Source organism: Shimia fortis, assembly GCF_040225985.1.
In the GTDB taxonomy this organism is placed as follows: Bacteria; Pseudomonadota; Alphaproteobacteria; order Rhodobacterales; family Rhodobacteraceae; genus Shimia.
The window spans coordinates 69,007-87,105 of sequence record NZ_JBBPEU010000003.1; the positions used below are offsets into that span (position 1 = coordinate 69,007).

Annotated in this window: 15 protein-coding genes; 6 read left to right on the plus strand and 9 right to left on the minus strand. The window is 61.9% G+C overall.

Annotated features, from left to right (window positions below):
* Positions 1 to 15 precede the first annotated feature (15 nt).
* The 3 genes from WNE31_RS06895 to WNE31_RS06905 all read right to left on the minus strand — a co-directional run bounded on the left by WNE31_RS06895 (position 16) and on the right by WNE31_RS06905 (position 3,477).
* Positions 16 to 1,491 (minus strand): carboxypeptidase M32, encoded by a 1,476-nt coding sequence (locus tag WNE31_RS06895; RefSeq protein ID WP_349978980.1) that lies wholly within the window; start codon positions 1,489 to 1,491, stop codon positions 16 to 18.
* Between the two features lie 3 nt (positions 1,492 to 1,494).
* A complete protein-coding gene (gene ctaA / locus WNE31_RS06900) occupies positions 1,495 to 2,646 on the minus strand; it encodes a heme A synthase (protein ID WP_349978981.1) in 1,152 nt (383 codons plus the stop codon).
* Between the two features lie 81 nt (positions 2,647 to 2,727).
* The gene (locus WNE31_RS06905; protein WP_349978982.1) at positions 2,728 to 3,477 is read right to left on the minus strand and encodes an RNA methyltransferase; all 750 of its coding nucleotides are present in this window, start codon (positions 3,475 to 3,477) and stop codon (positions 2,728 to 2,730) included.
* A 222-nt stretch (positions 3,478 to 3,699) separates the two neighbouring features.
* On the opposite strand from WNE31_RS06905, the gene WNE31_RS06910 reads away from it, so the two are divergent.
* The 4 genes from WNE31_RS06910 (at position 3,700) to WNE31_RS06925 (ending at position 6,967) form a co-directional block, all read left to right on the plus strand.
* Complete coding sequence (locus WNE31_RS06910; protein WP_349978983.1) at positions 3,700 to 4,320, plus strand: thiamine phosphate synthase; 621 nt, start codon at positions 3,700 to 3,702, stop codon at positions 4,318 to 4,320.
* Positions 4,321 to 4,384: 64 nt separating this feature from the next.
* Positions 4,385 to 5,278, plus strand: coding sequence for a PfkB family carbohydrate kinase (locus tag WNE31_RS06915; RefSeq protein WP_349978984.1), 894 nt, complete (start codon positions 4,385 to 4,387; stop codon positions 5,276 to 5,278).
* Complete coding sequence (locus WNE31_RS06920; protein WP_349978985.1) at positions 5,275 to 6,201, plus strand: pseudouridine-5'-phosphate glycosidase; 927 nt, start codon at positions 5,275 to 5,277, stop codon at positions 6,199 to 6,201. The genes WNE31_RS06915 and WNE31_RS06920 overlap by 4 nt, the downstream gene beginning before the upstream one ends.
* 76 nt (positions 6,202 to 6,277) lie before the next feature.
* A complete protein-coding gene (locus WNE31_RS06925; protein WP_349978986.1) occupies positions 6,278 to 6,967 on the plus strand; it encodes a DUF502 domain-containing protein in 690 nt (229 codons plus the stop codon).
* Between the two features lie 3 nt (positions 6,968 to 6,970).
* Here WNE31_RS06925 and WNE31_RS06930 read toward each other — a convergent pair whose 3' ends face one another.
* On the minus strand, positions 6,971 to 8,002 hold the full coding sequence (locus tag WNE31_RS06930) for a patatin-like phospholipase family protein (protein ID WP_349978987.1): 1,032 nt from the start codon (positions 8,000 to 8,002) through the stop codon (positions 6,971 to 6,973).
* 72 nt (positions 8,003 to 8,074) lie between these two features.
* Entirely contained in the window at positions 8,075 to 8,848 is a 774-nt protein-coding gene (locus tag WNE31_RS06935) for a 3-hydroxybutyrate dehydrogenase (protein ID WP_349978988.1), read from the minus strand.
* Between the two features lie 296 nt (positions 8,849 to 9,144).
* Here WNE31_RS06935 and WNE31_RS06940 point away from each other — a divergent pair, with 296 nt between their 5' ends.
* Positions 9,145 to 10,968, plus strand: a complete 1,824-nt coding sequence (locus WNE31_RS06940) for an extracellular solute-binding protein (RefSeq protein WP_349978989.1) — start codon at positions 9,145 to 9,147, stop codon at positions 10,966 to 10,968.
* Positions 10,969 to 11,049: 81 nt separating this feature from the next.
* Here WNE31_RS06940 and WNE31_RS06945 read toward each other — a convergent pair whose 3' ends face one another.
* The 3 genes from WNE31_RS06945 to WNE31_RS06955 form a co-directional block, all read right to left on the minus strand.
* A complete protein-coding gene (locus WNE31_RS06945) occupies positions 11,050 to 12,402 on the minus strand; it encodes a cytochrome P450 (RefSeq protein WP_349978990.1) in 1,353 nt (450 codons plus the stop codon).
* Positions 12,399 to 13,613 carry a hypothetical protein gene (locus WNE31_RS06950; RefSeq protein WP_349978991.1) on the minus strand — a complete coding sequence of 405 codons (1,215 nt, stop codon included), beginning with the start codon at positions 13,611 to 13,613 and terminating at the stop codon, positions 12,399 to 12,401. Before WNE31_RS06950 ends, WNE31_RS06945 begins: the two co-directional genes overlap by 4 nt.
* A 105-nt stretch (positions 13,614 to 13,718) precedes the next feature.
* A complete protein-coding gene (locus WNE31_RS06955; RefSeq protein ID WP_349978992.1) occupies positions 13,719 to 14,471 on the minus strand; it encodes a cytochrome c biogenesis CcdA family protein in 753 nt (250 codons plus the stop codon).
* Positions 14,472 to 14,564: 93 nt separating this feature from the next.
* Here WNE31_RS06955 and WNE31_RS06960 point away from each other — a divergent pair, with 93 nt between their 5' ends.
* Positions 14,565 to 14,789, plus strand: coding sequence for a sulfurtransferase TusA family protein (locus WNE31_RS06960; RefSeq protein ID WP_349978993.1), 225 nt, complete (start codon positions 14,565 to 14,567; stop codon positions 14,787 to 14,789).
* Positions 14,790 to 14,950: 161 nt separating this feature from the next.
* Here the strand turns inward: WNE31_RS06960 and WNE31_RS06965 are convergent, their stop codons facing one another.
* Positions 14,951 to 18,067: an Rne/Rng family ribonuclease gene (locus WNE31_RS06965; RefSeq protein WP_463407422.1), complete on the minus strand. Its 3,117-nt coding sequence runs from the start codon at positions 18,065 to 18,067 to the stop codon at positions 14,951 to 14,953.
* Between the last annotated feature and the right edge of the window lie 32 nt (positions 18,068 to 18,099).

An 18,099-nucleotide genomic window follows, 5' to 3' on the forward strand; every position in this document is an offset into this window, starting at 1 on the left:
CCCTCATCCCTTTTTTCAGATCCCGTACAGGTCGGCGAACTTTTCTTCGAGATAGGTCAAGAGAGGCTCGGGCCCGGGCTCCATGCCGCTGGCCTGCCGGATGGTTTCGTCAGGGGTGCGCAGCCCGCCATGGCGTTGCAGGTTCTCGCGCAACCATTCTGTGGCAGCACCGGTCTTGCCCTTGGCAAGATCGGTATCCAGATCCGGCACGGCCTTGCGCAGCGCCGCATGCAGACAGCCCGCATAGACATTGCCAAGTGAATAAGTCGGGAAATAGCCGAACAGCCCCACGGACCAGTGCACATCCTGCAAACAGCCATTCGAAGGCTTGTCCACCTCATAGCCGAAATCGGCCTTGAACCGGTCGTTCCACGCCGCCTCGAGATCGCCCACGGCAAGGTCCCCACCCATCAGCGCACGCTCAAGGTCAAAGCGCAACATGATGTGCAGGTTATACTGCACCTCGTCGGCCTCGGTGCGGATATAGCCGTTATGCACCGCGTTCACCGTTTTGTAGAACGCATCGGCATCGGCCACCCCGATGTCGCCGAATGCCGCCTGCATTTCCCCAAACAGCCAGCCTGTAAAGGCGCGGCTGCGGCCCAGTTGGTTTTCATAGATGCGGCTTTGGCTTTCATGCACGCCCATGGACACGCCACGCCCCAGCGGGGTCAACGCATAGGCGTCATCAATACCCTGTTCGTAACAGCCATGCCCGACTTCGTGGATCGTTGAATAGAAACAGTTGAACGGGTCGTCTTCGCTGGTGCGGGTAGTGATGCGCACGTCATGCGCCGACCCCGAGGAAAACGGATGCACCGCTTTGTCGATCCGGCCCATGGACATGTCATAGCCAAAGACGCGGGCCAGCTTGCGGGTCAGCTTCATCTGCTTGTCCGCCGGGAATGTCCCGCTCAGCCGTGCGGGCGTGGGTTGGTCCAAAACCGCCGCGCGCAGCGCCACCAGACGCGGGCGCATGGCGTCGAACATGGCCTGCAACTCGGTCGCCGTCATGTCCGGTTCGTAATCGTCGATCATGGCGTCATAGACATCGCCACCCTCGGCCAGCGCCTGCCCTTCCTGCCGTTTCAGGCGAACCACTTCGTCCAGCACCGGCAGAAAGGCCGCGACATCCTCGGCCGCGCGCGCCGTGGCCCACTGGCCTTGTGCGCGGCTGGTGACACGGGCGATCTCGGCGGCCAGGTCGGCGGGCACTTTCAGGCTGCGGGCATAACTTTTGCGGATCAAACGCATCTGCGCCTGTCCAACCGCGTCCAGCGTGGCATCGTCGATCTGCGCCAGCCACTCGCCGATGCGCGGATCGGTCCTGCGGGCGTGCAGCACGCTTTCCATGGCGGCCATTTCCTCGGCCCGCTGGGGCGCGGCGCCGCGCGGCATCACGGTTTCCTGGTCCCATCCCAGCCGACCCGCCACCTGCCCCAGTGCCTCGGTCGTGTGCTGGAACGCCATCAAATCATCATAGGCCGCCATGGGTTATCCTTTCCGAATGGATTGGGTCTGCGGAAAATGCGACAGGAACCGCGCCCGCAGGACCAGAACCCAGACAAGGATCGCGACGATCTGATGGGTGATCGCGATGTGCACCTGCGCGGCATAAAGCACCGTGCCGATACCCATCAGAAGCTGGATCGCGATCGACGCCATCACCGCGTTGAAGGCAAAGCGCGTCGCTGCATGGGCCGACTTGCGCCCGCGCAGCCAGACCACCACGGCAAAGGCGACCAGAAGATAGCCCCAGACCCGGTGAATGAACTGCACCAGCCCCGGATTTTCAAAGAAGTTCTTCCACACGGGTTCGATCAGGAACGGATCCGGGGGGATGACCTGCCCGCCCATCAGAGGCCAATCGGTATAGGACCGTCCCGCGTCAATGCCTGCCACCAGCGCGCCCAACAGAATCTGTACGAAGGTCGCGTGCAGCAATCCGGTCGAGAGCGAGAACAGCTTGTCTTCCTTGCCCCGGCGCGCCTGCATCAGGTCGCGTTCTTCCCGGCCCAACAGGAACACGTACCACGCGATAAAGCCCAGAATGACAAAGGCCAGCCCCAGATGGGTCGCCAGTCGGTACGAAGCCACCGTCGTGACCCCTTCGCCCGAGGTCACGCCCGAGGCCACCATCCACCAGCCGACGGCGCCCTGCACCCCGCCAAGCGCCCCAATCAGGAACAGGCGGCTGGTCCAACCGGTCGGAATTTTCCCCGCAATCGCAAAGCCCGCAAAGCCAAGTGCCCAGACAAGGCCGATCACGCGGCCGATCTGGCGGTGTCCCCACTCCCACCAGTAGATGTATTTGAAATCGTCCAGCGTCATCCACTGGTTCTCGATTTCCCATTGGTCGATCTGCTTGTATTTGTCGAATTCCGATTGCCAGTCGGCCTCGTTCATCGGGGGGATGGCGCCGGTCACGGGGCGCCATTCGGTGATCGACAGGCCGCTGTCGGTCAGACGGGTCAGGCCGCCCACGACGATCATCACCACGACCATGGCAAACAGCACCATCAGCCACGCCCGGAGTCCCCGGCGCGCTCCGCGCTGCCCTTTGTCAATGCCACCCACGGCGGCTCTGGGCTGGTCCTTGGCAGGGCTGTCGCCCACCTCTTCAAAGATGCTGCGTTTCTGGCTCATGTTTGTCCCTTGCACCATGTCCGGAAAAGAGTTTCGGGTGAGAGTAGAGCGCCCCCTGCCCGCCTTCAAGCGCCTGCGACGTTATTGGTCGCTGCGCTCTTTCCAACGCACCATTTGCCGCAAAACCCCGTGCAGCATCTGTACGTCCGCGCGTGTGAGCGGCATTCGCGACCACATGTTACGCAGGTTAAGCTTCATGCCCTCGGCCTTCTCGGCAGGAAAGAAGAACCCGGCCTCTTCCAGACGCTCTTCATAATGCGTGGTGAGGGCTTCCATCTCTTTCTGGCTGGCCCATTCTGTCTTGGCCATGTCCACCCGTTCGGGCGTGACCTCGACCGACTGACGACGCCATTCATAGGCGGTCAGCAACACGCATTGCGCAAGGTTCAGCGAGGCAAATTCCGGATTGACCGGTACGTTGATGATCGCGTTGGCCTTGGCGATATCCTCATTCTCAAGGCCCGCACGTTCCGGCCCGAACAGAACGGCGACCTTTTCGCCTGCGGCGATTTTCTCGCGGGTAATTTCCATCGCGCGTTCGGGCGTGACCACGGGCTTGGTCAGGCCGCGCGCCCGTGCCGTGGTCGCAAACACATAGTGGCAGTCTTCCAGCGCGTCTTCGACGCTCTCGGTCAGCAGCGCCTCGTCCAGCAAGCGCCCCGCGCCCGAAGCCATGGCAATCGCTTTCTGGTTCGGCCAGCCGTCGCGCGGGTCGACGATCCGCATCCGGTCCAGTCCGAAATTCCACATTGCACGCGCCGCGCCTCCGATATTCTCGCCCATCTGCGGGCGCACGAGAACAAAGGCGGGTTGCGGGTTTCCACTGGGCATCGGCCACTCCATCAAGTCACTCTGCCCGCCCATATCGCCCTACCCCCCGCAAAACACAAGGCAAAGCCCCCGGTCTTTGTGAAAAACCTGTGGTTTCGCACAGCCCTTGCAGCGCCCCCCCCGCGACCGCGCCCTTGAATTTCCGCATCGCGACGGACAAAGTAGCCAAGCGCGAAAATCCACGCTATAGCGGCGCGACATACCCCATGAAGGAGCCCGAAGATGGCCGAAACCGAGCTGCCCCAGATCTATCTCATCACCCCGCCCGAGATCGAACTCAGCCGCTTCCCCGACCAGTTGGGCCGCGTGTTGGACGCGCATGACATCGCCTGCGTGCGGCTTGCGCTGGCCACCCGTGACGAAGACCGTATCAGCCGTGCCGCCGATGTGCTGCGCGAAACCTGTATCGCGCGCGACGTGGCCATCGTGATTTCCGAACATATCGTCCTGTCCGAACGTCTGGGTCTGGACGGCGTGCACCTGACCGACGGCGCGCGGTCGGTCCGCAAGACCCGCAAGGATCTGGGCGATGATGCCATTGTCGGGGCCTTCTGCGGAGCCTCGTCCCATGACGGCATGACCGCTGGCGAACTGGGCTGTGACTATATTTCCTTCGGACCCGTAGGCAACACGCCGCTGGGCGACGGCACCGTGGCCGAACGGGATCTGTTCCAGTGGTGGTCCGAGATGATCGAGGTGCCGGTTGTGGCAGAGGGTGCGCTGGACATAGACATCATCCGCGCCTTGTCGCCCTTCACCGACTTTTTCGGCATTGGCGAGGAAATCTGGAACACCGAAGACCCGGTTGCGCAACTGGCCGAATTCCGCGCGGCCTTTGCATAAGCCGGGATTGCCCCGGCGCACCTCAACGCTTGCCAAGACCCGCGCAAAGGGCGACAAATCCTGCATGACACATGATCCCGACATTCTCTGTATCGGGTCCGTCCTCTGGGACGTGATCGGCCGATCGCCCGCGCATATGCGGCAGGGCTCGGACGTGCCCGGACGGATCACCCGCCTGCCGGGCGGCGTGGCGATGAACATCGCCATGACACTGGCCCGGTTCGGGCTGCGCCCCGGGTTGCTGACCGCTATCGGACAGGACCCCGCAGGCCATGAATTGATGAATGCCTGTCAGGCACTCGGGATGGTGACGGACCATGTCTATCGGTCCGAAGACCTGCCCACGGACCAGTACATGGCCGTCGAAGGCGCCAACGGTCTGATTGCCGCAATTGCTGATGCGCATTCGCTTGAAGCTGCGGGCGACAAGATCCTGCGCCCCTTGCAGAACGGCGTCTTGGGCAGCGCCAAGGCCCCCTACCGCGGGTTCATCGCGCTGGACGGCAACCTGACACAGGCCCTGTTGGAAAGCATTGCGCGCAGTTCCCTTTTCGCCGACGCCGACCTGCGCGTCGCGCCGGCCAGCCCGGGCAAGGCCACGCGGCTGATGCCCTTTCTGACCCACGACCGCGCCGTGCTTTATGTGAACCTCGAAGAAGCCGGTCTCTTGTGCCAGACCACGTTTTCCACCTCGGACGAGGCCGCGTCGGGCCTTCTGGCGCGCGGGGCCAAGCGGGCGCTGGTGACGGATGGCGGCGCCTCGGCCAGCGACGCCAGCCTCGACGGCGTTCTGACCCAAACCCCGCCTTCGGTTCTTGTGACCCGTGTGACCGGCGCAGGCGATACGTTCATGGCCGCGCATATTGCCGCCGAAGCCGCCGGATGCGACCGCTCCGAGGCCCTGTCGCGGGCCCTGCACGCCGCCGCCACCTATGTCTCGGGAGGAGACGCGAAATGAGCCTGATCACCCTTGCCCCCGAAGTCTCGGACGCGCTGGCCCAAGGACGCCCCGTGGTCGCGCTGGAAAGCACGATCATCACCCACGGGATGCCATGGCCCCAGAACCTTGAAATGGCCCGCAAGGTCGAGGGCGTGATCCGCGCGGGCGGGGCCACCCCCGCAACCATCGCCGTGATCGACGGCACGCTGTATGCGGGCCTGACCGGGGCACAGCTGGAACAGCTGGCCCAGACGCCCGATGCGGCGAAACTGTCGCGCGCCGATCTGGCCGTCTGCATGGCGCAGGGTGGCACGGGGGCCACCACGGTTGCCGCCACCATGATCGCGGCCCGCATGGCCGGCATTCACGTCTTTGCCACCGGCGGCATTGGCGGGGTGCACAAGGGCGCGGAAAACAGTTTTGACATCTCTGCCGACCTGACCGAACTGGCCCAGACCGCCGTCACGGTCGTGGCCGCCGGTGCCAAGGCCATTCTCGACATTCCCAAAACGCTCGAAGTGCTGGAAACCGGCGGCGTGCCGGTCATCGCCTATGGTCAAGACAGCTTTCCGGCCTTCTGGTCCGCCACCTCGGACCTGGCCGCGCCCCTGCGCATGGACACCCCGTCCGAGATCGCCCGCGCGCATCTGTTGCGCGCCGAGCTTGGCCTGCCCGGTGGGCAATTGGTGGCCAATCCCATTCCGCAGACGGCGGATATTCCCGCCGACACGCTGGCCCCGATCATCGCGCAGGCCACGACCGAGGCCACCGCACAGGGAATCACCGGCAAGGGCGTGACGCCCTTCCTGCTGTCGCGCATTTTTGAGCTGACAGAGGGCCGCTCGCTTGAGGCGAATATCGCCCTTGTGCTGAACAATGCGCGGCTGGCGGCGGAAATTGCAGCAGAGATTTCCGCCCAGCTTGCGCCCCCTGCCAAATAACGTCAAAAACGCCACAGCGTGCTTGCACCGCACACAGGATATACCTAGGTAACGTTTAAACTCTCATGGACGTTACATGACCACGCCTTTCGACGAAGACCTGCCCCCGCCCCGCAAACCCGGCCTGTTCGCCAGCCTGCGCGCGTCGTTCCTGACGGGTATTGTCGTGATTGCACCGGTCAGCATGACGGTCTGGCTGGTCTGGACCATCATCGGATGGTTCGACAACGTGGTGTTGCCACTGGTGCCTGACGCCTTCCAGCCCGAACAATATGTCGACATCAACCTGCGCGGCCTTGGCGTAGTATTCTTCCTTGTTTTCACCATCATGGTGGGCTGGATTGCCAAGGGTCTGATCGGCCGGTCGATGATCAATTTCGCCGAGAGCCTTGTCTTGCGGATGCCGGTGGTGCGGTCGATCTATTCCGGGGTGAAACAGATCGCCGAAACGGTCTTTGCCCAGACAGAACGCACCTTTGAAAAGGCCTGCCTGATCGAATACCCACGCAAGGGAATCTGGGCGATCGGCTTTATCTCGACCGACGCCAAAGGCGAGGTGGACCAGAAGGCCCAGACCGGTGATCGCCTGATGGGCGTCTTTATCCCGACGACGCCCAACCCGACCTCGGGGTTCCTGCTGTTCTTTCCCAAAGAGGACATCATGGAGCTGGACATGACGATCGAGGACGCGGCCAAACTGGTGATCTCGGCCGGTCTGGTCTATCCCAACCCCAAAGACCCGTCTCTGCCGCTGGACGAAGACTGATCCTCAGCCAAAGGTCGCTTGCAGATCCACGCTGCTGCGCGTGCCAAGGTCATCCTTGTGCTTGGCAAGAAATGTCTCTGCCGCCACACGCCCGGCCTTTTTCAACTCGTTCAGGATATAGGGCGTCGGCACGGTCTTGGTGGCCACCGAAAGATCATTCATCAGCGCGTCATCCGAGATCATATGCACTTTGACGTGCTTCATCTCGCCCTCAGCCAGCGCGCCACGTTCGATCAAACGCTGCACAAAGGAAATTGCCCGCAATTCCCCCAGTAGTGCTGCGTTAAAGCTGATCTCGTTGATCCGGCTCTGAATCTGCTGCGGGGTCACGGGCTTTTCGGCGCGTTCGATCGGGTTCAGGTTGATAATAACAATATCGTCCGGCAACCCCTTGTCATACAAGGGAAACAGCGCCGGATTTCCGGTATAGCCCCCGTCCCAATAGGCATCTGTCTCGCCGGTCTCGGGGTCTGCAATCTCGACCGCCTGGAACAGGGTGGGCAAACAGGCCGAGGCCAGGATCACATCGGTCGTGATCTCTTCGCGTGTAAACACCCGCGCCTTGCCCGTGCGCACATTGGTGGCACAGATGAACAGGCGCGGGCCCTGTTCGGAACAGACATCGCCAAAGTTGAACGCCTCGACTACGGGCCGCAGGGGATTACGATAGAACGGCCCGTAGACATAGGGCGACATCATCCGCGACACGGTTTCGCCCACCGAATAGGGCAACGAATATTCCATCGCGCGGGCCACTGCCCCCGGCCCCAATCCCGTCAGCCAGTTCACAAGATGCAGATCACCCACCGCGCCCATGCGCCGCCACAGCGCCTCGAGGTTTTCAAGCGCACCCGCCCGCCCGGCCTCGATCATGCCGGACTTGACCGCCGCCCCGTTCAGTGCCCCCGCCGAGGTGCCCGACATGCCTGCAATCTCGATATCCGGATCGGCCAGCAACACCTCAAGCGCCCCCCAGGTAAAGGCGCCATGCGCGCCGCCGCCCTGCAAGGCCAGATTGATCTTCTTGCACGCCATGGACTTCATCTTTCTAAAGGTGCCTCCGGGGGTGTGGGGGTTGCCCCCCACGCCTGACTGGACAGGATCGGCTTACAGCGCGGTCCAGCCGCCATCCACGCTGATCGTGGTGCCGGTGATCTGCGCCGCTGCGTCCGAACACAGGAACACGGTTGTGCCGCCCAGCTGTTCCACCGTTGCAAACTCTTTCGAAGGCTGACGGGTCAGCATCACGTTCTTGACCACCTCGTCCCGAGACATATTGTATTCCCGCATTGTGTCAGGGATCTGCGCCTCGACCAGCGGGGTCAGCACATAGCCCGGACAGATCGCATTGCAGGTGATCGGCTCTTGGGCGGTCTCCAGCGCCACGGTTTTCGACATGCCGACCACGCCGTGCTTGGCCGCGATATAGGCCGCCTTGTAGGGCGACGCGGTCAGCCCGTGGGCCGAAGCGATATTCACAATCCGGCCCCAGCCGCGTTCACGCATCACCGGCAGCGCCGCCGCCGTGGTGTGAAAGACCGAATTCATGTTGATCGCGATGATGGCATCCCATTTCTCGACCGGGAACTCGTCAATCGGGGCCACGTGCTGGATCCCTGCATTGTTCACAAGGATATCACAGCCCCCTGCCTTGGCGATCAGATCGCGGCATTCCTCGCCATCGGACATGTCGGCCTTTACATATTGGGCCTCGACATTGAATTCCTGTGCGATCGACGCCGCCAGCGCGTGGTCTTCGTCGCGGTCGGTGAAAGAGTTCAACACCACATTCGCCCCCGCGCGGGCCAGTTCGCGCGCGATTCCCAACCCGATTCCCGAGTTCGAACCGGTGATGATTGCGGATTTACCTGCCAGTGTCATGAGACTTTCCTTCTATGTCCGAGTCCCGCGCACCATATCATGCTGCATCAGCAAAATAAGGGGTTTCTGACCCTGTTACGTATTCTTACCCACCTGTCGCCAAAGCAAAAAAAACCCCGGCGCAAGGCCGGGGTATAGTCATTGAGGCAGGTTTCATACAGGCAAGAAACCTATCGAGCAGTGACACCTTTATAAGCGTTCCGACGCCGAGAGTCCAAGCTAAAAGTTTGATAAGGCTTGAATCCCCCGTTAGCTTGGCCCCAATAAAAACAAGGCAGTGCAGGATTGTTCTCACCATGCGACCAGTATGTTTCCGCCCCGTGGCCCGGGCATTGACCGTGATCAGCCTTATTTCGTGGGCTTCCTTCGTGTCGTCAGAACCAAAACATGGCATCGCTATGTATGGGGACCCTGCCCTACCACAGGATTTTGTGTCTCTCCCCTATGCCAACCCCGACGCTCCCAAGGGTGGCAAAATCGTCACCGGCAACACCGGCGGCTTCGATTCGCTCAATCCGTTCGTGCTGAAAGGGACGGTGCCATGGCAGTTGCGCCACCTTGCCTATGAATCCCTTATGGGGAGAAACTGGGACGAACCTTTCACCCTTTACGGGCTTCTGGCCGAATCGGTCGAGACCGGACCGAACCGCGAATGGGTTGAATTCACCCTGCGTGAAGAGGCCCGATTCTCGGACGGTACGCCGGTCACAGTCGCGGATGTGATCTGGTCTTACGAGGTTCTCGGCACGCGCGGCCACCCCCGCTATCTCGGGTTCTGGTCCAAGGTCGACCGGATCGAACAGACCGGACCGCGCAGCGTGCGCCTCACCTTCAATACGCCTGACCGCGAATTGGCGCTGATCGCGGGACTGCGGCCGATCCTGAAAAAGGCGCAATGGGACGGCAAAGACATCACCGCCGCCACGTTGAACGATATTCCCATCGGCACCGCGCCCTATACGGTGGCAGACTTCGAGGCCGGACGCCATGTCACCCTGCGCCGCAATCCCGACTACTGGGCCAAGGATCTGCCCCTGCGGCAGGGCATTGCCAATCTCGACGAGATCCGTATCGACTTCTACGGGGACGGCGATGTCATGTTCGAAGCGTTCAAGGCCGGCGCGCTCAGCTACTACCGCGAATTCAACGCCGAGGCCTGGGCCGCACGCTATGACTTTCCCGCCGTGACCTCGGGCGAGATCGTGAAATCGGAAATTCCGCACCAGAAACCCTCGGGCATGACCGGGCTGGCCATGAACACGCGGCGTGCGCCGTTCGACGATATCCGCGTGCGCGACGCGCTGATCCATGCGTTCAACTATGAATTCATCGCCGACACCCTGACCGGCGGACGCCAGCCGCGCATTAATTCATACTTCTCGGGCTCTTACCTTGCCATGTCGTCCGGTCCCGCCCCGAAAGAGGTCGCGGCCCTGCTTATTCCTTATGCCGACAGCCTCTCTACGGATGTTCTGGCGGCGTATGAGTTGCCTGCATCAGACGGCAGCGCCCGCAACCGGCGCAACATGCGCAAGGCAATGCAGCTTCTCGACGCCGCCGGATTCGAGGTGCAGAACGGCGTCATGCACGCCCCCGACGGTCAACCTTTCACGTTTGAAATCCTGCTGCGCCAGGGCGACAAACAGGATCAGGCAATTGTCGATATCTACCGAAAATCTCTGGAAAAACTCGGCATCTTTGTCACCGTCACCACGGTGGACAACGCCCAGTACAACCAGCGCCTCAACGATTTCAACTTCGACATGACCGATTTCCGGCGCGCGCTGTCGCTCAGCCCCGGCAATGAACAGGCGCTCTATTGGGGCAGTGCCGCCGCCGCACAGGAAGGCTCGCGCAACCTGATGGGCATCGCATCACCCGCAGTGGATGCCATGATCACCCGCCTGACCCGTGCCGAAAGCCCCGACGCCTTTGAAACCGCCGCCCATGCGCTGGACCGCGCCCTGACCACGGGGCGCTACGTGATTCCGATCTGGACCTATGCCGTGGGCCGCATCGCCCATAAGAGCGACCTGAAATTCCCCGACACCCTGCCCATCTACGGCGACGGGGTGGAATGGCTGCCCGGTGTCTGGTGGCACGACCTTAGCGCCGAATAACCACGGCCAGCCTTTTTCTTGGGTCAAATACCTCGGGGTGAATTGACGCCCCCGGCGTCAAGAGGGGCAGCGCCCCTCACCTCACCTTTTCGTCAGGCGCAGGAATATCCCGTCCTTTGAGCGTACCGTCAGATACGCCACAGGCACGGGCGCAGGCCCCACGGCTTCGACCCGATAATGTTTCAACAGCATCGACAGGATCAACGGCCCCTCGACCATCGCAAACCCGGCACCGGTACACACACGCGGGCCGCTTGAAAACGGCATATAGGCCTCGCGCAGACAGGTTTTGCCGTTCTCGGTGGCGAACCGGTCCGGATCAAACCCGTCAGGATTGTCCCACAGCCGTTCATGCCGGTGCAGATGCCAGGGCGACAACACCATCTGGCTGCCCGGCCGGATGTCACGTTCGCGGAACTGTTCGGGACAGCTGTTCTGGCGCACCATCATCGGCACCGGCGGGTAAAGGCGCAGCGCCTCGCGGAACACGTCGCGGCTGATCCGCAGCTTGCCCATCACCGAGAAGTCACACCCTTCCAGCGCCTGCGCCTCTTCGGCGATCCGGTCCTGCCATTCGGGATAGCGCGCCACCAGATACAGGGTCCAGGCCAGCGCCGAGGCACTGGTCTCGTGTCCGGCCAGAAAGAAAATGGCCACCTGATCCACCATGTCCGAGGTCGAAAACGTCTCGCCCGTTTCAGGATCGCGCGTGGTCATGATCTTGGTGGCCAGATCATCCGGCGCGGTGCCTGCCATGATCTCGGCCATGCGCGCCTCGGTCAGCTGCGCAATCAGCCCCCGGATCGACGCCGCGGCCTGCCTTGTGCGGCGTTTGTGAAACCGTGGCACCCAACGTGGCAGGGGCAGGAACGCGCCCACATTCAGGATCGGCTGTGTGCGTTGATAGTCACGGAACTCCGAAAACACCTTGCCCGCAACCTCGTGTTCGATCGGGATCGAAAACAGCGTGCGAAAGATCACGTCCGCCGCCGCGTGGCTGGTTTCTTCCTCAATTTCGACGGTCTCTCCGACCCTGTGACCCAAACGCGCCACCATCGCTTCAGAAGCCTGCCACATCGCCGGAAACGTGTCGCGCAGACGCCCCCCCTCAAAGGCCGGGTCAATGATCCGCCGTTGCTGTTTCCACACCGCACCATTGGTCAGAAACACCGAATTGCCCAAGAGCGGGCGCAGGCCCTCGCTGATCCGGCTGCTTTTCGGAAAGTCGTCGGGCCGGTCTTTCAGCACAGTTTTCACAAGCTCGGGCTGGTTCAACAGGTAAGAGCGAAAAAACGGCGTGCGGAATTCGGCCATCCATGCCCGATACAGACGCGCAGGCTGTGCTGACAGGATATCCTGCCGGAACAGGCGTGCATATTTCAGCAGCGAAACCTTGTCGGGACGCGAGGCCGGTTTGGGGGGCAGATCGCTCACAGCGCCCTCCCCGTGAACTTGTTGACCGGCTTTTCGATCCGGCTTTTCGACGGGCTGCGCCCCGCGTAACGCGCCGCCAGCGTGCGCGGACCTGCGGTGATCTGGAAATAATCATAGTCGCCGGGCCGGTCAAATGCGCAGAGATATTGAAAATGTAGCCGGAAGAACCGCCAGCGCAGCTCTTTCCAGCGTTCGGGACTGAGGGTCTGGGTAAAGGCCGCCGACACCACCAGTGGCCAGCGTTTGCCCGCTTCGGGCGCAACCCCGGACACGCTGACCGGATCACACAACGCAAAGGCGCAGCCATCACCGGGCGCGGTGATGTCCACCCATGCGATCTCGTCCCGCTGGCACAGGTCATGCAGGTCCTGCCGCAAACGACCGGCCTTGGGCAGGAACGACACCATCGGCACCACCTGCCCCAGCGACAGGAATCCCAGCGCCGGCCCGTCCGCCGGCACCCGGCCCGCGCGCAGCAGATCGGCCAAGATTGACACACCCAGATGCGCACCCGAGGAATGGCCGACCACCAGAACCTCGTCCACGTCACCCTGAAGGGCCTCGGCGATCACATCGGCAAATTCAGACAACCGCGTCTCAAGCTCGGGCGGGTTGGCGCCTTTGGATTGTGCGGAATAGGCATAGTCATGCATCAGGTAATAGGCAAAGAACTTGCCATCGCGTTTGCGAAACCAGTTCAGAACCAGCGGCACCATCACCACCCCCACCCACGCGGTCCAGTCCGGCAGGGTCATGGCCAGCAACTGCCCGATCCCGTAGGCCGAGATCATCGCGATCAGCAATTGCACCAACAGGAACACCACGGGATACAGTGCCGCAATCACCGGCCCCTTGCGCAGCCGCATCAGACGCCACAAGGCGCCCGAACCGATATAGGCCCAGGCGGTGCGGACAAGTTGCAGGTAGGTTCCCGCAATGCCCTGTTCCATGCTGTCGCGCACGATGTCGGACCAGACCAGCACCTCGAAATCGGCCTCGGTCACGGTGCCGTCTATATGGCCGGTCACATACCAGCCATACCGCCCCTTGGTCTGTTTGGGGGTCAGATCGATCTCATAGCCGGAAATACGCGCCTGCGCCGCGCCCTCTTTGCGATAGAGCTCGCGATAGCGGCGCGGGTGAATGGGGTCATAGCCGGGGATGTAGAACACCCGCCTGCGCTGCACCTGTTTTTCTGCGCCTTGGCCCATCTGCTTACCTCGTCTTGCAGGCAGGTTACTCGCCCTTTTGGTCCGAAGTAAGACAAAAGCGCGCCAGATTTGGCGCGCTTTTCAAGATATTGGCTGTTACGGCAATCAACCAAGCGTGGCGAGCGCCGGGAAGGTCTCCAAAAGCCAGTAGGAAAAGGCCGAGAACCCGCCGGTCAGCATCAACAACCCGATGGTCCACAGCAAAAGGCCCATCACCCGCTCAATCTGTTCCATATGGCGCTTCATCCAGCCCATTACCCCGCCCATGCGCGGCAGGAAGGCCGCGACCAGCAGGAACGGAATGCCGAGTCCCGCGGCATAGACCGCCAGCAGCAAAGTGCCGCGCGCCACGGACGCTTCGCCCGCCGCCAGCGACAGGATCGCCCCCAGTTGCGGGCCAATGCAGGGCGTCCAGCCAAACGCAAAGGCCAACCCGAGGATATAGGCCCCGAAAGACGAGCCGCCCTGGTCGCCCACATCCATGCGAGCCTCGCGATCCAGAAACCCGATCCGGTAGATCCCGATGAAATGCGCGCCAAAAACCATCACGATGACGCCCGCTACCGTGTTGAACCAGCCCTGATAGGCCAGAAACAGCGTGCCCACCGCCGAGGCCGCAAAGCCCAGGAACAGGAACACGGTCGACAGCCCCAGCACAAAAAACAGCGCCGGCACCACCGCCTTGCGCCCGCCAGACTTGCCCTCGGACAGGTCGGTCACGCTGACCCCGCTCATGTAGGCGAGATAGGGTGGCACAATCGGCAACACGCAGGGGCTCAGGAACGAGATAACCCCGGCAAACAGCGCCACGAACATGGCAGGCAAAAGGCCCGCGTCGATGATGTCGATTCCAAACATGCTAGGGACTTACGGCAAAGCGCCGGAAAGGTCACGGGGCAGAGGTGTCACATCCTTGTGGACAGGCCCCGATATCGCGCATATGTGAAGGACATGACCCACGAGCTTGATGCCATTGGCCTGTTGTGCCCCCTGCCCGTTCTGAAATTGCGCAAACGCCTCAAGGCGCTTGAGGCGGGTGACCGCATTCGCCTGTTGGCCGACGATCCCGCCGCCATTGTGGACGTCCCGCATTTCTGCAACGAAAGCGGTCACACCCTGCTCGACAGCAGCGAGGCCGGCGGCACTCTGACCTTCCTCGTCGAAAAGCGCCCCTGACCGGCCCGGCGTCACCCCTGTCCTTCATCTTGCCAAAAATACTCGCGCCGCAGGCACGTTTTTGCACTGCAAAAACGTTTCCGGACACACAAGCCCAACGCTGACATGAAAAAGGCCGCAGCTTTCGCCGCAGCCCTGTTCTTTTTTCTGAAACCAGAAGGTTAGCGGCCCATTGACCACCAGCCCTTGCGCTTGGGCTTGGGCGGTGCGGCAGGCTCTTCAACCACTTCGGCCACCTCTTCCTGTTCCGGCTCTGCGGCTTCAACAGGTGCTTCGGCGGGCACGGGCTCCTGGCTATCGGCCCCGTTTTCCACCACATCCACAGGCTCTACAGGGGCCCCGGCCTCTACAGACGCCTCTTCGGGCGCCGCAGTTTCCTCGGCAGTTTCAGCCGCATCAGGGGTTTCCGTCGCCTCTTCCACGATATCCGCCTCGTCCGGGGCCGCCCCTTCGGCAGCCGCCACCTCGGGTGCAGCCTCGTCCGCAGAGGTCTGACCGTCTGCATCGCCTGCCGTCTCTTCGGCGGCTTGGGTCTCTTCCGGCTTTTTCGAGCGTGACCGGCTGCGCGACCGCGAGCGGCTCGATTTCTTCTTGCCGGTCTCTTCGCCCGCGTCGTCCGTACTATCCGCCTCAGTCACTACTTCGGACGATTGCGACTCGTTCTCTTCCTCGGACTCGCCATTGCTCTCGGATGCGTTCGCATCATCCTGGCTGTAGCTGCTGCGACTGCGGCTACGACGACGCCGGCGACGGCGTTTCTTGGGCTTGGTGTCCGACTCGTCCGTGTCCGGCGTCTCCACCGCTTCGGCCTCGACTTCAACCGCTTCGCCGTCGATCTCGTCCATCAGGGACATGTCGACCGACACGACCTGCGCCGCAGGCTCGGCCACCTTGCGGGTTGCGGTCTTGAATTTTTCAAGCGTGAACTCGGGCGAGATCAGGTGCATGTCCCCTTCGATGCGCACAGACAGGCCATATCGCGCCTCGATCTGGGCGACATGTTCGCGCTTCTGGTTCATGATGTAGTTGGCAATTGCCACCGGACATTTCACCAACACCTCACGAGACCGGCGACGTGTGCCTTCCTCTTCGATCTGGCGCAGGATCGACAGCGCAAGGTTGTCATCCGAGCGGATCAGGCCGGTGCCGTGGCAGGCCGGGCACGGCTGGGTTGTCGCCTCGATCATGCCGGGGCGCAGGCGCTGGCGGCTCATCTCCATCAGGCCAAAGCCCGAGATCCGCCCCACCTGAATGCGGGCACGGTCGGTCTTGAGCTTGTCCTTCATGCGCTTTTCGACGGCGGCGTTGTTCTTGCGCTCATCCATGTCGATAAAGTCGATCACGATCAGACCGGCGAGATCCCGCAGGCGCAACTGGCGGGCCACCTCTTCGGCTGCCTCAAGGTTGGTCTTGAGCGCGGTTTCCTCGATCGAACCTTCCTTGGTGGCCCGGCCCGAGTTGACGTCGATGGCGACAAGCGCCTCGGTCACACCGATCACGATATAACCGCCCGATTTCAGCTGAACCGTCGGGTTGAACATCGACGACAGATAGCTTTCCACCTGATAACGCGCGAACAGCGGCAGTTGATCGCCATACTGTTTCACGTTCTTCGCATGGGACGGCATGATCATTTTCATGAAGTCCTTGGCAATGCGATAGCCGCGTTCGCCTTCGACCAGAACCTCGTCGATCTCGCGGTTATATAGGTCGCGGATCGAACGTTTGATCAGATCGCCTTCTTCATAAATCTTGGCAGGCGCGATGGATTTCAGCGTCAGGGCACGGATCTGCTCCCACATGCGCTGGAGATATTCATAGTCGCGCTTGATCTCGGCCTTGGTGCGTTTTGCACCGGCCGTGCGGATGATCAGACCCGCGCCCGAGGGCACCTCGATCTCGTTCGCGATTTCCTTGAGTTTCTTGCGATCTGCCGCGTTGGTGATCTTGCGGGAAATCCCGCCACCGCGCGCGGTATTCGGCATCAGGACGCAGTAACGCCCTGCCAGCGACAGATAAGTGGTCAGCGCAGCGCCCTTGTTGCCGCGTTCTTCCTTGACCACCTGCACCAGCATGATCTGGCGCACCTTGATGACCTCTTGGATCTTGTAGCGGCGCGGACGCGGCTTGCGCGGCGGACGGATATCCTCGCTATCGTCCTCATCGGCGACGGACTCGATGGTCTCGTCCTTTTCCGCCGCATCCGAACGTTTGGGTGTGTCGTCTTCTTCGACAGGTTCGGCAACCTCTTCGGTTTCCCGGGCTTTTGCCTCTTCCACCGTTTCTGTGACTTCAACGGGCTCTGTCGAAGCCTCTTCTTCTGGGGCGCTGTCGACCTCGGCCTCGGGGGCGGCATCTTCCACCGTCTCGGCCTCGGACACGTCTTCTGCCGCCGCGACCTCGCCATCGGTTTCGGTCTCTTCACCGGTTTCGGGGTCCAGCGTCACGGTCGGGTCTTCGCCTTCCGTGGCCATGGCCATGGTCTTGCCCGGGGTCTCGGGGTCTTCGTCGGTGCTTTCAGACTCTGTCTCGTCAGACGCCGTATCAGCGGCCTCTTCTGTTTCCGCGACAGTCTTTTCCGCCGCCGGTTCTGCAACCTCTTCAGTCGCTTCAACAGCCTCTGCGTCTGCATCTGTGTCCGAAGCCTTTTCGGCTTCAGGCTCGACAGGCGCTTCTGCCTCGGCGGTCACCTCTTCGGGCGCGGCATCCTGTGTCTCAACCGCTTCCGCCTCGACCGTTTCCGCCTCGTCAACGGGTTCTTCGACAGGCGTCTCCGCGACAAGCTCCATCGGCGACAGCCCTTCGGTGTCGTCTCCTGACTCATCAAGGTCGATGGTCTCCATGCCCTCGATCTGGGGCTCCGCAGCCGCAGCCTCTTCCGCCGCAACAGGCGTTTCGGTCTGCTTGGTCTTGGGCTTGCGCGACCGCGACCGGCGGCGTTTTGGCTTTTCTTTTTCTTCTTCTTCGTCGCGGGCCTTCATGGCCTCTGCATAGGCGCGCTCTTCTTCCATGAGCGCCTCGCGATCCGCGACGGGGATCTGATAGTAATCGGGATGGATTTCCGAAAACGCCAGGAATCCATGCCGGTTCCCACCATAATCCACAAAAGCCGCCTGAAGCGACGGTTCGACGCGCGTTACCTTTGCGAGATAGATGTTGCCAGCCAGCTGGCGTTTGTTTTCGGATTCAAAATCGAACTCCTCGACCTTGTTTCCGTCGACCACCACAACGCGGGTCTCTTCCGCGTGGGTGGCATCGATAAGCATTTTCTTAGCCATGTTTTCCGTGTGCACCCCGGCAATCGCCGACG